General features: G+C 66.2%; 12 protein-coding genes. 6 read left to right on the top strand and 6 right to left on the bottom strand.

Annotated elements, in window-relative coordinates:
* The first annotated feature begins 115 nt into the window (after positions 1-115).
* From ada to AKJ09_RS04370, 4 genes are all read left to right on the top strand, one after another.
* Positions 116-1,303 carry a bifunctional DNA-binding transcriptional regulator/O6-methylguanine-DNA methyltransferase Ada gene (gene ada / locus AKJ09_RS04385; protein WP_240488388.1) on the top strand — a complete coding sequence of 396 codons (1,188 nt, stop codon included), beginning with the start codon at positions 116-118 and terminating at the stop codon, positions 1,301-1,303.
* 78 nt (positions 1,304-1,381) lie between these two features.
* Positions 1,382-2,245, top strand: a complete 864-nt coding sequence (locus AKJ09_RS52655; protein WP_169927245.1) for a hypothetical protein — start codon at positions 1,382-1,384, stop codon at positions 2,243-2,245.
* A 195-nt stretch (positions 2,246-2,440) separates the two neighbouring features.
* Positions 2,441-2,986, top strand: coding sequence for a glutathione peroxidase (locus tag AKJ09_RS04375; RefSeq protein ID WP_240488930.1), 546 nt, complete (start codon positions 2,441-2,443; stop codon positions 2,984-2,986).
* A 114-nt stretch (positions 2,987-3,100) separates the two neighbouring features.
* The gene (locus tag AKJ09_RS04370; RefSeq protein ID WP_146645918.1) at positions 3,101-3,901 is read left to right on the top strand and encodes a PAS domain-containing protein; all 801 of its coding nucleotides are present in this window, start codon (positions 3,101-3,103) and stop codon (positions 3,899-3,901) included.
* Between the two features lie 266 nt (positions 3,902-4,167).
* Here AKJ09_RS04370 and larAH read toward each other — a convergent pair whose 3' ends face one another.
* The 3 genes from larAH to ligD all read right to left on the bottom strand — a co-directional run bounded on the left by larAH (position 4,168) and on the right by ligD (position 8,888).
* The gene (gene larAH / locus AKJ09_RS04365; RefSeq protein ID WP_146645917.1) at positions 4,168-5,748 is read right to left on the bottom strand and encodes an NPN-dependent hydroxyacid isomerase, LarAH14/15/16 family; all 1,581 of its coding nucleotides are present in this window, start codon (positions 5,746-5,748) and stop codon (positions 4,168-4,170) included.
* A 65-nt stretch (positions 5,749-5,813) separates the two neighbouring features.
* Entirely contained in the window at positions 5,814-6,485 is a 672-nt protein-coding gene (locus AKJ09_RS04360; RefSeq protein ID WP_146645916.1) for an HAD family hydrolase, read from the bottom strand.
* Between the two features lie 111 nt (positions 6,486-6,596).
* A complete protein-coding gene (ligD, locus tag AKJ09_RS04355; RefSeq protein ID WP_169927244.1) occupies positions 6,597-8,888 on the bottom strand; it encodes a non-homologous end-joining DNA ligase LigD in 2,292 nt (763 codons plus the stop codon).
* 174 nt (positions 8,889-9,062) lie between these two features.
* Between ligD and AKJ09_RS04350 the strand changes: the two genes are divergently transcribed.
* A complete protein-coding gene (locus tag AKJ09_RS04350; RefSeq protein ID WP_146645914.1) occupies positions 9,063-9,278 on the top strand; it encodes a hypothetical protein in 216 nt (71 codons plus the stop codon).
* A 196-nt stretch (positions 9,279-9,474) separates the two neighbouring features.
* Here the strand turns inward: AKJ09_RS04350 and AKJ09_RS04345 are convergent, their stop codons facing one another.
* Positions 9,475-11,019: a glycosyltransferase family 39 protein gene (locus AKJ09_RS04345; protein WP_146645913.1), complete on the bottom strand. Its 1,545-nt coding sequence runs from the start codon at positions 11,017-11,019 to the stop codon at positions 9,475-9,477.
* Between the two features lie 217 nt (positions 11,020-11,236).
* Between AKJ09_RS04345 and AKJ09_RS04340 the strand changes: the two genes are divergently transcribed.
* Positions 11,237-12,154, top strand: coding sequence for a hypothetical protein (locus AKJ09_RS04340; RefSeq protein WP_146645912.1), 918 nt, complete (start codon positions 11,237-11,239; stop codon positions 12,152-12,154).
* 126 nt (positions 12,155-12,280) lie between these two features.
* On the opposite strand, the gene AKJ09_RS04335 is transcribed toward AKJ09_RS04340, so the two are convergent.
* The gene (locus AKJ09_RS04335; RefSeq protein ID WP_146645911.1) at positions 12,281-12,733 is read right to left on the bottom strand and encodes a DUF6184 family natural product biosynthesis lipoprotein; all 453 of its coding nucleotides are present in this window, start codon (positions 12,731-12,733) and stop codon (positions 12,281-12,283) included.
* A gap of 170 nt (positions 12,734-12,903) precedes the next feature.
* Positions 12,904-14,325 (bottom strand): hypothetical protein, encoded by a 1,422-nt coding sequence (locus AKJ09_RS04330; protein ID WP_146645910.1) that lies wholly within the window; start codon positions 14,323-14,325, stop codon positions 12,904-12,906.
* Positions 14,326-14,424 lie beyond the last annotated feature (99 nt).

Raw genomic sequence — 14,424 nt, 5'->3', positions numbered from 1 at the left:
TCGAAGAATGTGTATTGTGCACGTTGGTCGAGCCCGTTCGTTCGGTTGGCACCTCGAGCGTCAGCGAGCTGGCGACATTTCGCAAAGCGCTGGCGCAGTAGCTAGAGTGCGGAACATGGCGCGGTCCGTTTCGAATTCGAAAGCAAGGACCGGAGCGCGAAGCGGAGCTCCCGCGCGCATGGTGAAGGGCAACGACGGCAAGGAGCCCCCCATGTTCACCGATCGCTTCACCGAAAGCTCGACCTCGAAGGACCTCGATGCGGAGCGCTACGAAGCGATTCGCCGGCGCGACCCTCACGCGGATGGTCAGTTCTACTATTCGGTCGTGACCACCGGCGTGTACTGCCGGCCGAGCTGCGCCGCTCGCCTCGCGCGTCGGGAGAACGTCGGTTTTCACCGCACGCCCGACGACGCCGAGCGCGCCGGCTATCGGCCGTGCAAACGCTGCAAGCCTCGCGAAGCATCGCAGGAAGAGCGCCACGCGATGCTCGTCGAGCGCGCATGCCGGCTCATCGAAGCGTCCGAGGGCGTGCCGAGCTTGGAGTCTCTCGCCACGGCCATGGAGTTGAGCCCGCACTACTTCCACCGGCTCTTCAAGGCCGGGACGGGGATGACGCCGCGCGAGTACTTCGCTGCCTATCGTCTGAAGCGCGTCGACCGAGGTTTGCGCGAGAGCGCCAACGTCACCTCGGCCTTCCACGACGCGGGGTATGGATCGAGCAGCCGCTTCTACGAAGAAGCGAGCGGCGCGCTCGGGATGCCGCCGTCGGCCATTCGCAAGGGCGGCGAGGGGATCGCGATCCGCGCGGTCGTCACTCGCTGCTCGTTGGGGCGTGTCCTCGTTGCCGTCACCGAGCGGGGCGTGTGCGCAACCGCGTTCGGTGACTCGGACGCCGTGCTCCTCGACGATCTGCGCCGCCGATTCCCGAAGGCGACGATCGAGGCCGTGAAGTTGGCGCAGGACTCCGATCTCGCCGCGCTCGTTCGCGAAGTCGTGGCCATGGTCGAATCGCCCGAGGCAACGCGCAACGTTCCGGTCGACCTCATCGGTACCGCCTTCCAGCAGAAGGTGTGGCGTGCGTTGCGGGAGATCCCCGCCGGCGCGACGGTCTCGTATTCGGAGCTGGCGCGTCGTATCGGCGCACCCCGGGCCGTGAGGGCCGTGGGCACCGCGTGCGGAAACAACCCCGTGGCGGTCGTCGTGCCTTGCCACCGCGTCGTCCGCGAAGACGGCGAACTGGGCGGCTACCGCTGGGGTCTATCGCGAAAGAAGGCGCTTCTCTCACGGGAACGTGGCAACTGACGCCGCGTACGTCACCTTCCTACACCCATGGGCAGCTCCATCGGAGGCGCGGCCGTGTAAGATTCTGCCGAGCCCATCATGCAGCCGATCTTGTGTCCGCACTGCGGAGCGCCCCCGCCGACGCCGATCAATCCGACGGCAGGTCAGTTCTCTTACAACTGTCCTTACTGCAAGCGTGAGTCGCTCCAAGGAGTGGCGGCGCCTCCTCCTCCGCAGCAGCACGTTCCGGCGATCATCGTCGTGCGCGGGCCCTCGCATCACGACGAGGACTCCGTCGCGCAGCAGGTCGCGTACCACCACAACGCCGCGTACAAAATGTCGTGGATCGTGTGGATGGTCGTCGTCCTGACGGCGAGCCTCGGCGGTGGTGGCGTGGCGTTCTCCAAGTGCTCGAAGCACAGCTCGCTGATGTCCAGCCTCGTGTGGGACGGTACCGAGCCCTTCACCTGCACCGGCAACGACGAGATCGCCGTCCAGGGCGTCGAAGCGAACTTCCCCGTGGGGACGGCCATCAGCGCTACGGGCAACTGCCACTTCCGCTGCACGGACTGCACGATCAGCGCGCCGACGGCGATCGAAGCCACGGGCAACGCGCAGGTCACGATCATCAACGGCTCGGTGAAGGCAACGAAGATCCTCGCCGACGCGAGCGGCAATGCCCGCGTGAACATCGGCGGAAACGTCACGGTGACGGGGCGCACGCAGCGCTCGGGCAACGCGCAGGTCTCGGCGCCCGATCCCGCTCCGCCTCCCGCCACCGCCACGGCGAGCGCCGCGCCCACGCCGCCCGCACCCGCTGCAACGCCGGTTGCGACCGCGGCCGCAAAACCCGCGGCCACGGCGGCGGCTACCCACGTCGCTGCACCTACGGCAACGGCTCCCAAGGCGGCGCCGACGGCATCGTCGAAGACGCCCACCAAGGTCCGCCCGCAGGCATTCTGATCGCCTTCGCTCGTGCGCTATAGAGGAGCGACCATGAGTCTTCGTCGCTCCTTGCGTTCTTCGTTCGTCATCTGCGCGTTCGCAGGTGCTGCTCTCGTTGTCGCGTGCGGCGGAGGAAATGCTGCTACGCCGGCGGCAAATGCGAGCGAGACCACGGCGAGCGCGAAGGCCTCCTCTTCGAGTGCGAGCGCGCCGATCTACGACTTCGAAGTGAAGACGATCGACGGCGAGCCGGTGAAGCTCGATCGCTATCGCGGCAAGGTGCTGCTCGTCGTGAACGTCGCGAGCAAGTGCGGGTTCACCCCGCAATACGAGGCGCTCGAGGCGCTCTATCAGAAGCACGCGAAGGAGGGCTTCGAGATCCTCGGCTTCCCGTGTGACCAGTTCGGTCACCAAGAGCCGGGCACGGAGACCGAGATCAAGACGTTCTGCACCACGCGCTACGCGGTGCACTTCCCGCTCTTCTCGAAGATCGAAGTGAACGGGTCGAACGCGCACCCGCTCTACCAGTACATGCGCGCCCAGCAGGCCGGCTCGTTGAGCAAGGAGATGCCCGGGGCCGAGATGCTCTACGGCCACCTCGAGAAGAACTTCCCCGAGCTGCTCGGCACCGACGCGGTCAAATGGAACTTCACGAAGTTCCTCGTCGACCGTCACGGCAAGGTCGTTCACCGCTTCGAATCGCCCGAAAAGCCGGAGGCGATCGAGCCCCAGATCGCCGCGCTTCTCGCGGCCCACTGACGGCGAGCGTCGGGGCAGGGCCGAGCGGGGCCGTGCCCTGGTAACTCGACGAGCCGCCAGAATTCACGGAGCATTTCTGGCGAGGTTGGGGGGCTTCGCATAGAACTTTGTTCGATGACGACGAGTGCACGCGACGTGCTGGACACGGCGGAACGATTCCGTCTGGCGTTCGAAGGTGCCGCGATTGGGCTGTTCGTGGTCGATCCCGATCGTCGCGTCGTCGACTGCAACGACGCTCTCGCGAAGATCCTCCACTCGTCGCGCCAGCGCGTCGTCGGCTTGAGCATGTCGTACATTCCCGACCAGCGGATCATCCCCGCGGTCGATCAGGCGCTCGCGGGCACGCCTGCCTCGTACCAGGGTGCCTATCGTTCGGCGACGTCGGGCGACGAGATCATCGCCGTCATGAACGCCACGCCGATTCGCGACGACTCGGGCGTGGTCGTCGGATGCGTGGCGGTGGTCGAAGACGCGACGGAGCGCATGAAGCTCCATGACGAGCTCCGCGCGCAGCTCGACGTCGTGCGTGCGCAATCCGCGACGATCCAGGCGCTCGGCACGCCGATCCTCAAGGTGTGGGAAGGCGTTCTCTGCCTGCCCGTCATCGGCACCATCAATCGTGATCGCGTGACCGAGATGGCCGAGACGATGCTCCAGGCGATCATCCGCGAGCGCGCGAAGTTCGCCATCATCGATCTCACGGGCGTCGAGGTCGTCGACACGTCGACGGCGCAGAACCTCTTGCAGCTGTTCCACTCGGCGCGTCTCGTCGGCACCGAGGCGCTGCTCTGCGGTTTGCGACCGGCCGTGGCGCAGACGATCGTCTCGTTCGGAATGGAGCTCGGCGGCGTTCGCACCATGCGCACGATGCAAGAAGCACTGAGGCACGCCATCGACCGCCTCGGCGAGCGCTAGAGCCCTGAATCGACCGAGATGGCACCGGAAGTTCGGAAGGGCGGAAAGGATAGGGGGATGAGCCCGGAGCCACCACCGCGAGTGCACCGACAGATGCCTTCTCTGCGCCCTCGAATCTTCCGCCCTTGCGCCCTTCCTGTGCCATCTCCGAGCAGTCGCCTGGACAGAGGGAAGTTGCTTCGAGCTAGAGCGGACAAAACGAAACGACCGCCCGACGCGCGTGACGTCGGACGGTCGTTCGATGCTCTGCGCTTCTGAGACGCGCGTCAGACCGTGACGTCGGCCATCATCATTGGCGCGAAGTGGAAGAGCGTGATTTCCGGGCTCGGCGGCGCGGTGTCCTTCGCCATCTCGAGCGCCTCGTTCATCGTGCGCGCCGTCTCCCAGCCCATCAGCTTCGGGATGTACTCGTTGTCGGCGCCGACGACGATCACGCGGCCGGTGTGCTGACGGCCGGCCTCGCCCCAGTACCACATGAAGAACGGGTGAGCCGGGTGGTACGCGTGGCCCGTGCGGTAGGCCTGGATGTACGCCGGGTTCGAAGCGAACTTCGCCTCGAAGCGCTTGTGCAGCTCCATCGCGTCGCGCGTCTCCGGGAGGAGGTTGTGCACGAACTCGATGTACGGAGCATGGTGCTCCTTGTCGAACTGATCGGTGCAGGGGTGCGCCACGATCATGGTGCCGCCCTTCTTGAGGAGCGGCTTACCCCGGTACATGTTGAACATGTAGCCGTTGACCATGACCTGCACGAGCAGCGGGTTCAGGAACGAGTTGACGTTGTACGGGCTGATGTAAGGCACGCCGCACACGAGGATGTCGGCCTGGCCCTTCACCGGCACGAGGTACTGCTCGAAGCAGCGCGCGAGCGTGTGCTCGTGGACCGCTTCGGTCTCGCCGGCGAAGACGCCCGTGACGCCGTAGGGCGAGGGAACCTTGTTGAAGATCGCCTGGCGCGCGGGCTGGGGCACCTTCGAGAGCGTGACGTTCAGCGCCTTGAGCGCCGCCTTCTCCATGCCCGAGAGGTCGTCCTCGTTCTTGGCGAGGAACTCGAGCGGGCGATCGAACATGCGATTGTTGATCGTCGTCTCGATGGTGAAGACGTTCAACTTCGAGTTCGCGAGGCGGCCCATGCGCTCGACGCTCGTATTGAGTGCGGAGCTCTTCGGATCCATGTACGAGTGGCACTCGCGCATGACCTTCGGGTTGTGGTGCGCCTTGAGGCTCTTGTACCCGCAGAGGCCGACGGCCACCGACTTGTGCCCGCCGTCCATCGGGACGAGGTTCAAGTTCACGTAGATGAGGAGATCGCTCTCGACTGCATAGCGACTGAGCTCGACGACCTCGCCGTGATCGGTGGTGCCGATCTCGACCATGTTCTTCGCGTCTTCCGCGTCATGGTTGAAGAGGCGATCGGGGTAGTAGGCGCCGTGGATCTTGTCGCCGACGATGTGCCGGATCTCGTCGCTCGTCATGCGACGGTGGAAGCTCGTCGCGATGATCATCTTGACGTCTTCGACGCCGTGGTCGGCGAGCATCTGCAAGACGACCGTGAGCACGCGCTCGCGGACGTCCGGCTTGCGCATCGGCGGAAGCGGCAGCGAGATGTCGTCGATCGCGATGACGACCTTCATCCCCGGACGGAGCTTCGCGTGGAGCGGCTCCGAGTTGTGCGGGTGATTGATCGCGTAACGGATCGCCGCGTCGACGTCCTTCAGGGGGGCAATCGGCGCCTTCGGGTAGATGACGCGCGTGCCGGGCGGCATATCGACCTCGAGGAGGCGATCGCCGTAGAAGATGGTGCGCGGAGCGCTCTTCCGATCCAGGGTGACGACGAGCGGGTGAGACATGAGCGGCTAGGCGTCTAGCACGGCCAAAGGGCGTGCTCTAGCTGGGAGTTGGGCTCAGCTCGAGCTCAATTCGTGTTCTTGTCGAGCGTCAGAACCGGCCAGCCGTAGGTGCGAGCGAGGCGCTCCAATTTGCTGTCGGGATTCACCGCGGCCGGATGGCCGACGACGCTCAGCATGGGCACGTCCGAGTAGCTGTCGGAGTACCCGAAGCAGTGGTCGAGATCATGGCCGCGCTCGCGGGCGTGCTCGCGAATGAGCCGGGCCTTCTCGGGGCCGGCCACGACGGGGCGAAGGAGGCGGCCGGTGGCGTAGCCGTCCTTGATTTCCAGGCGATTCGCGATGACGTGCGTCGCGCCGAGGTGCTCGGCGAGGCGGGTCATGAGGAAGTCGAGCGCGCCAGAGATGAGGACGACGTCGTGCCCTTCATCGCGGCAGCGCGAGACGAGGCTCTTGGCGTGCGGATAGATCGCGCCCTTGAGAACGCTGTCGAACGCGTCGTCCGCCAGGATGTGGAGGCGGTCGTGCGAGATGCCTTCGTAGGCCGTGAACAGCATCTCGTTGAACATGCGCCGGTCCTGCGTCTCGGCCCAGATCAGCTGGGGGGCCCGGAGCGCTGCGCGCGCGAGCTTTTGCAGGCTGCGCATCGGCGTGCGCTGGTGCATGAGGTAGTAGAGCGTCGGGTGGACGAGGTTGGTACGAACCAGGGTCCCGTCGACGTCGAAATAACTGGCTGCCACGGCGCCGTGGTGATGGCGTGCCTGCGCTTCCGTGTCAAGCGCGGTCGTGCCCGGATTGGGGGAAATAGCCCTCGATCGCGTTCAGTCGTCGGTCGGCGAGGGCCATTCGTGTCATTCGCGTGGGGCGCGCGGGCCGCGAGAGCCACGTGAGTCGGGGGCGCGGGACGAAAGGGGCCCCACGAGCTCGGAAAGGCGGCTGACGGCGCGGGCGATGTCGGGGCGGGCCGTGAGCATCGGCTTCATCGGGTCGCCGATCTTGCCGTGCGTCCGTTCCGGCACGGTCTTGATGGTGAACCGGCGCGGATCGAGCTCTTTGCCGAGCTCGTCCCACGCGATCGGCGTGGAGACCGTGGCTCCTGCGACGGCACGCACGGAGTAGGGGGCCACGATGGCGCGCGTCGTCCCTGTCTGGCCCGTGTCGACGTAGACCTTCGCACCGCGCTTGCTGACGATGCGTTCCATCGTGGCGAGCTCCGGCCATCGTTCGACGAGCAAGCGCCCGAGCAGATCGGCGAGCGCGCGCGCCGTTTCGAAGGTCTGGCCGGGGCCGAGCGGCACCAGCACGTGCAGACCCGTCTGTCCCGAGGTCTTCGGGAAACCGGGGAGACCGATCTCGCCCAAGATCTCGTGGAGCGTCTTGGCGAGCGTGACGGCGTTCTTCAGGCTCGATTGCTTCACGTCGAAGTCGATCGTGAAGAAGTCGGCCACGTCGAGGTTCGGCACGCGCGCGGCGAGAACGTGCAGCGGAATCGCGGCGAGGTTGGCCACGTAGAGGAGCGTTGCGCGATCGTCGAGGAGAAAGCCTCGTCGCGGGCGACCTTCGTCGTCGCGGAGGGCGAGCGTGCGTACCCAGGCAGGCATGCCGGGCGGAACGTTCCACTGGAAGAAGTTCTTGCCCTCGATGCCGTCTGGATACCTTACGAGGATGACGGGCCGCTCCGCGACGTACGGGAGGATCACGTCGGCGATGGCCTCGTAGTAGTCGCAGAGGTCGCCCTTCGTGTAGCCCTCGGTTGGCCAGAACACCTTCGATCGGTTCGTGACCGTCACGCGATGCGGAGACGCCGCCACCTTCGACGTGGCGTGAATGACGGTCGCCTGCGAGCGCCTCGGCGCCTCGCTCGCGACGTAGGCCCACCCGGATCCGTAGGGCTCGCCTTTCTTCTTGGCGACGACGCCTGGGATGCCGTGTGTGGTGCAGAAGGCGAGGATGGTCTCGAGCGGTCCTTCGACAGGAGGCGGTGCGCGGAGCACCCCTTGCGAAGGCACGAGAGCTTCGAGGAGGCTTCTCCGCTTCTCGAGCGGGACCGAGCGCAGGTCGCGATCGCCGAGCACGAGGACGTCCGTCGCGAGGAACACGACCGGCGTCTCGACCGTTGCCTGCGCGGCCTCGCCTCTTGCGATCTGGGCTGCGCGGCGAGAGAGGAGCGAGAGGCTCGGATGGCCGCTCTCGGCGAACGCCACCAGCTGACCATCGAAGGCGACGCGCGAAACCGGAAGCGTGCGGAGGGCGCGAACGACCTCCGGATAGAACATCTCGATGGCGTGCGGCGTTGGACCTTCGCCGTCGCGCTGAACGGTGACCACGTCGCCATCGCGGGCCACGAACACGCGGATGCCGTCGAGGTCCGCGTCGTAGACGAAATCACGGCCGCCCTTGTCGAGCCCCTTGTCGAGCCAAGCGGCGACGGGCGTCAGCAGAGTTCGGGACGGCGAGAGAAGCTCCAAGCTGGGATCGAGGCCGGGCGCCCCGAGCTTCTTGGCGCGCGCCAGAAAGTCCTTTCCGATCGCTTCGCGTCGCTCGAGCTCCTCGACGGTGAGGCCCGAGTAGATGGACCGCGGCAGTTCCTCGACGAGGCTCTTCTCCTTGCTCGCGTGATCATCTTGCTTCTTGAAGAGCAGCCATTCGTTGCCCTTCAGGTTCTTCTGGTCGCTCTTCTGGAGCTTCACGAGAGCCCAGCGTCCGCGCAGCTTCAGCCCGCGGAGCTCGAAGTGGAGCTTCCCGCTCTCGATCTCCTGTTCGGCCGGGCCTTCGAGATACGTAACTTTGCCGCGGTCCCATGCGATCATCGGCCCGGCGCCGTAGAGCGACTCGGGGATGACGTCTTCGAACTCGAGGTATTCGAGCGGGTGGTCCTCCGTCTTCACCGCGAGGTGTTTGTCGTCCGGGTTCAGACTCGGACCGCGAGGCACCGCGAAGCTCGCGAGTACGCCTCCAACCTCGAGGCGCAAATCGTAGTGACGCCTCGTCGCATCGTGCAGGTGCACGACGTACGCGCCCGCGAGGGTGCTCGAGCTCTCCTCCGCAGAGCTCGCCGTTTCGTCGCCGCCCTCGCCTCCAAAGGGCTCGTTCGTCGCTTCTGCGCGTCGCTTGCGGTGATAGTCGCTGAGCTTCGAGGCCATGACGGGTCGCGTCGACCAAGCATAACCCGTGCGTTGGGAACAACACGTTTGCGGCACGTCGTTCACACGTGAATGCGAACTGCGATGCGCATGCATTCTCGAGATCGCGGGGAATGTGCAGCGATCGGTCAGTCGGGCATAGAGGCACGTCGCTTGCTCTCATGAGTGATCGCCATGAGCGTGATCGACTCAAAACAAGCCGCGGCGCGTCATCTTCCAGTTGCTCGGGGGCGTGAGCGCAACTCCCCCGATCACGAGACCCGCGCTCGTCTACGTCGCCGTTCGAGCGAGGCCCGCCACTCGAGCGAGACCCGCTTGCAGGCAGCGGTCGTTCGGACGAGCAAGCAAGACGACGTCGATCCGTACTTCGACGTTCCGTGCACCGACTGAGCGTTGCCGTTGCGTCTGAAGACGCAAGGACGACGATGACGCGAGCAGACGTCGAGCACGCTCGCGGTTGACGCGTCCCATCATCGTGGCTCGAAGCGACGTTCACTCGCTGGCAGATTGCGTGGCGCGATGCACCGGCAGGTGCATCGTTGTCACGCTGTCGTCGTCCATGACGCGAGGCGCCGATCGACTCCGCTTACCGCGTCACGACGAAGATCGTGAGCGCGCCGGCGTGTAGCTTCTCGACCTGCGCGTTCGTTTGGGCGAGCATCTTCTCGGCGCCTTCGAGGTTCTCGCGCGAGCGGCCAGGATCGTGGACGTACGCGAACACGGGCGCGGATTCGAAGGCGCGCCGGTAAGGCGGATAGCGGTCCTCGACGGCGTTCGTGGGAACGACGACGAGCTTCTCGTCCGCGAGCAGCGTCAGTCGGTACGCCGTCCAGTAGTCGGCCTCGGCGTAGGTGATCCCGCGCGCGCGAAGCAGGTCGAAGGCTTGGTAGTCGTCGCGTAGCTCGGGGGCCTCGATGACGGGCAATGCACCACGAACGAAGGGCCCGTAGCCGACCCACCCCGCGACCGCCGAAGCCACGAGGTGGGGCGCGAACACGAGCGCGAATCGACGCGTGCCGAGGAAGCGGGCGGCCGGGGCTGCCGCGAACGGCGCCATGAGCGTCAGCACCGCCAGGTAGCGCATCGAGAAATGGTCCATGACCATGACCGACACGAGAAACCCGCCGATGGCGGTCGGGAACGCGAGCGCGCCGGCAAAGCCGAGGCGGCGAATGTTCCACGGGATGGCGCGTACGAAGGGGGAGACCAGCCCGAAGCAGACGATGGCGCCGAGGAGCACCGCGCCGACGATACCGACCAGGCGAAATGCGAGTGGCGCATCCCACGGCAGGTAGTCCATCACGTGGTGTGCATAATACACCTTGTAACTGAGAGCCCACGGCAGGCACTCGTCGACGAGCAGGCGCACGTGATGACTCACCATGTTGGTGGTGAGGCCCATGGGGCCCTTCTTGGCGCCCGCCAGCCGATGCAGCTGGATGAACGGCAGAAGGCCGAGTCCCGCGCCGAGAGCGAACGCCTGGAAGCGTTTGGCGATCGTGCCGAATCGCTCGATGCGGGAATCGCGGGCGATCGTGGTCAGGCCGAAGACGCCAATCGCCGGTAGCAGCACGAGCGGGTAGGGATCGGCGCCCACCGCGAGCAACGCGAGCGCTCCACCACTGGCGAGCCACGTCCAGCGCGCGCGCTCGCTTCCTTCCGATGCCGAATCGATGGCCCAGAACGCTGCGAGAGCGAGCGTCAGCGATGCTTGGCGCGGTGGATACAGGGCATAGCTATGGACCGAGCTCGGGCTCACCACGAGGGGGAGGGTGAGGAGCAGCGCCGTCCACGAGGTGAAGCGCCGTCGCAGCGTTGCGAACACGAACCACGTCCCGAGGACGTGCAGCGTGAGGGCCGAGAGCATCAGCACGAGCGGCGACGCGCCGAAGAGCGCGAAAAACGCGGCGGCCACGAAGGAGTCGGTGGCCGTTTGGTAGCCACTCCCCCAGAGAAACGGCGCCGCTTCCCCGCGCAGGATGTGCATGGCTTGGAGCCCCACGACGGCCGCGTCGGAGTTGGTCGAACGGGCGTTCAGGAGCGCCGGAAGCCGAAACGCATACGACCCCGCCAGAAGAAGCAAGGTTGGCAGGTGGTCGCGAACGCGGTCTCGGAAACGGGGACCCAGCATCGAAAAAAGCAGCGGCAGACGACAAACGCGAGGCAAGAGGCAAGAGGCAAGAGCGAAGGAGGAAAAAAGCGGCCCGCGCGGCGCGTGTCTCCGCGCCGCGGCCAGCGCGGCCAGCAGGCGCGCGCACACTAGTCGCGAAAACCGAGGTCGTCACGGCGCGAGCTCTGGTGGCCCTCCTGGCACGCGTCGTGGTAGAAGTCCCTGTTTTCCGGTGCCCATGGATGACGCCACCGCCTTCGAGCGCTTTCTGACGCTGGCCAAGCGCGAGCTATCGGCCGAGGACGTGCGCCTTCTCGAAAAGGGGGAGGAGCCGCCCGAGGCACCGAACGTCGTCGTCGCGCGCCTGCCGGACGGCCGCCATGTCGTGGCGACCTTTGCCGAGGCGCCGAACGAACGGGACGTTCTGTCCCGACGACTCACGCTCCTCGCGAATACCTTCGTCGACGCACTGGGGTCGCCGCCGTCGGAGCGCACGCGAGCGCGTCCGCCGGTCGTTTCGTCGCTGCACGAGGAGCTCCGTGCACTTTCGCTCCGCGCACGGGCGACGGATGTCGTGGTCATCGACGTCGACTCGCCGGTGATCTGGGGCTGCGCCGCGGTGCGTATGCGTCCGCGCGCGACGACGGACACGTTCCTGCGCGAGGTCTCCGATCGGGAGCTCGCCGCCCAAGACGAGTCTTCCGGCCCGCTTCCCGACGAGTCCGGTATGCTCGAGGCCGGCCAAGACACGGGGCTGGGCGACCTCGAAGATGCGAGCGACCCGCGTGTATCGCGCATCGCGCCGGACGAGTCGAGGCCGCTGCTCACCTCCGAGGAGGACGACCTCGAGGAGCCGGAGCTCACGCGTCGGGCCATTGCGGCGATTCGACGTCTTCCGGCGCTCGACAACCTGCACAAGGGCCGCCATCTCCGGCACGTCGAGCGCGAAGGCTCGTGCTACCTGGTGCTGTCCTTCTCCGGGATTTACTTGCTCGCGCTCGTCTTCGACGGCGAGTTCGATGAGCTTCGCGCCGAGCGCGCCGCGCAAGAATCGATGGCTCGCATCGAGCGCCTCGTCCTCGCTCTGCCCCCGCTCGATCCCGAGCCGCAGCCGATGGGCGGTGTCATCGCCTTCCGCCGCGCTCGACGTCGTTAGGCGCCGTAGGCGCCTCGTGCTTCGCACGATCGAGCGTTCGTTTGCAGACGTCCGCGCCCGGACCGGCTCCGTCGTTTTGTTAACGGGCCGGTCCGGGCGCCCTTTCGGGGTGCGCGCGTCTTGTCGTCAGTGCGCGCGCAGGCAGAGATCGCTCGAGCGACACGACATGAGCCGCGCTATCGAATCGATGGGGTTGTCGCAGCTCTCCTTGCGGATCGAGTCGACGCACGTGTCGAGTTGCTTGCTGTCGACGCCGCCCGGACAGTCGCTCGCGCGGAGCTCCGAGCCCGTCTTGGCCCTGACCTCGCCCGTGCAGACCTCGCGCGTCGCGTAGTGCTTGTCGGCGCCGATGTTGTTGCAGGCCGCTTCGCGTTCGCAGCGCGCGACCACGAGCTTGTCGACGGCCATCTCGTTGGAGACTGGAACGATCCGCGCGCCGGTGACCGTGGTCTCGCCCGTCTTGTCGCTCATCGTGCCGGTGCGCTCGCGGCTCGTGTCCGTGCGGTCACGGTTGCAGGCGAACAGCGCCACGACGCACGCCGCGGGAACGAGAACGAGAGTCCGAACGGAAGCCGTCATGGTCCACCTCCACGCTCCCAGGGAACTGCAACGGCGGTGCCGATCGCAGTCCATCGCGAAGAACGCCCGGATTCTCGAGGAGAATGGGAGGCGGATACGCCGCACGCGAACCCAAGGAGCGCGCGCGGCTCGTGATCATCCGTGCGAGGGCATGTCGAGCGAGACTCCCTTCACCAAGGGAACCACTCGTGGGGGACTTTCTGCCATGCGGTGGGGCGTCGCGGGTCGCCTTCGGGCATCACGAGCGAGCCCACGAAGTCCGCGTGCTCGTACACGCTGCCGATCGAGCGCGCGATGCTGTCGAGATCGATGTCGCTCGCCACGCCGTTGCTCGTCGCCTTGTAGAACTGCACGGTGATGCGGATCGGAAACTTCGGATCGCGTTCGAGCTTGAGGCGGTGGCCCTCGTTGTACGGACCCACGTTCGGCCCGTGACCGAGCACGGCTTGCTCGACGTCGCTCCGCTCCTCGGCGACGGCCATGCCCTTCGCCATTGGCTTCGCAGGAGCAGCGCTTGCCGGCGCGGCGAAGCCTCCACCAACGCCACCCGACGACGGAAACGCGCCGCCAAGGCGACCCGCGTTCGCGTGCTTGAGCGGAACCTGCACGAGGAACAGAACGTCGGCTCCCTTCTGGAGCGCGCTCTTGTCGTCTTCCGTCTTCGGACCGCCTTGCGCCGCGATGCGCTGCTCGACGTCGCTCTTTCGCTCGGCGGTGAATGCCGCGCGCTGCGCGTTGTTGTTGAAGTAGAGCTCCTGGCCCCACCCCGCCGAGGTCACGTCTTCGGGCTTGTTCTCGATCACCTGGATGCTCGTTCCCTGTCGCGTGACGAGGATCGTGAGCACCGCGGGGGACCGCGGCGCCGACTGGTAGTTGAAGAGCACGGGGTTGAACTGCGCCTTGCCGCTCTTCGGAATCGGAAGGAACACGGCCTGCGCGCTGACGAGAAAGTGCGAGTCGCGCGGCGCGAGCAGGTTGCCCGAGCCGAGGATCGAGTCGGGCTTCGAGGCGAACGCTTTGACGTTCTTCAGCACGTCGGTGAGGGGCACTGTTCGAAGTGACTGACCGTTCTCGTTGCCCACGCGGATGAAGAAGCGATCGGCCGGCACGTCACCGGTTCGGTCGGTGAAGTTCGGAAAGCGGATGACGGGCATGATCGCGGATTGGAACTGGCCGCGCTCGTCACGCGTGCGCACCTGCAGCGAGAGGTCCGAGATGTTCGGACCGAGCGCCGAACTCTCTGCGCGCCCCGTGTCTTCCCACGTCACGTTGACGAGTGAGAGCGAACGCGCGCGCACGCGGCGCTGGAGATCCGAATCGGAGACCATGCCGGCGACCTTGTTGACGACGCGGGCGTAGTCCTGGCTGTCGCTCGGGTTTCGAATGCCCCACTCGCTGTCGTCTTCCGACTCGTCCTTCGCGACGGGCGTGCTCTGTGCTTCGGCGGCCGCGGTGGTGGATGATGCGGGCGTCGCCTCCGTCTTCGCGTTCTTCTCGGTCGCGGGCTCTTTGACGATGATCACCTTCTCGCGTGTGCACGCGGCGCTGGAGAGCAGAGCGAACAGCGAGCCGAGAACGAGAGCGCGTTTCATCACCGAACTTCCTTTCGTCGAGAGCGAGTTGGCTCGGAACAGACGTCCGAGGGGGCCGGAAGGTCTGCGTGAAGGCAGGGGACGCGAAAAATTCCTTCG

Source organism: Labilithrix luteola (assembly GCF_001263205.1).
Taxonomy (GTDB): domain Bacteria; phylum Myxococcota_A; class Polyangia; order Polyangiales; family Polyangiaceae; genus Labilithrix; species Labilithrix luteola.
Note: the sequence above shows the minus strand (reverse complement) of the source record. Positions and strands in the feature narration are given on the sequence as shown.

What these genes read in the sequence shown, in the direction of transcription:
- larAH (WP_146645917.1), bottom strand. Translation starts at nt 5,748, where the DNA reads ATGTCTCACCCGCTCGTCGTCACCCTGGATCGGAAGAGCGCTCCGCGC.
- AKJ09_RS04345 (WP_146645913.1), bottom strand. Translation starts at nt 11,019, where the DNA reads ATGCTGGGTCCCCGTTTCCGAGACCGCGTTCGCGACCACCTGCCAACC.
- AKJ09_RS04335 (WP_146645911.1), bottom strand. Translation starts at nt 12,733, where the DNA reads ATGACGGCTTCCGTTCGGACTCTCGTTCTCGTTCCCGCGGCGTGCGTC.
- AKJ09_RS04350 (WP_146645914.1), top strand. Translation starts at nt 9,063, where the DNA reads ATGAGCGTGATCGACTCAAAACAAGCCGCGGCGCGTCATCTTCCAGTT.
- AKJ09_RS04370 (WP_146645918.1), top strand. Translation starts at nt 3,101, where the DNA reads ATGACGACGAGTGCACGCGACGTGCTGGACACGGCGGAACGATTCCGT.
- AKJ09_RS52655 (WP_169927245.1), top strand. Translation starts at nt 1,382, where the DNA reads ATGCAGCCGATCTTGTGTCCGCACTGCGGAGCGCCCCCGCCGACGCCG.
- AKJ09_RS04340 (WP_146645912.1), top strand. Translation starts at nt 11,237, where the DNA reads ATGGATGACGCCACCGCCTTCGAGCGCTTTCTGACGCTGGCCAAGCGC.
- ligD (WP_169927244.1), bottom strand. Translation starts at nt 8,888, where the DNA reads ATGGCCTCGAAGCTCAGCGACTATCACCGCAAGCGACGCGCAGAAGCG.
- AKJ09_RS04330 (WP_146645910.1), bottom strand. Translation starts at nt 14,325, where the DNA reads ATGAAACGCGCTCTCGTTCTCGGCTCGCTGTTCGCTCTGCTCTCCAGC.
- ada (WP_240488388.1), top strand. Translation starts at nt 116, where the DNA reads ATGGCGCGGTCCGTTTCGAATTCGAAAGCAAGGACCGGAGCGCGAAGC.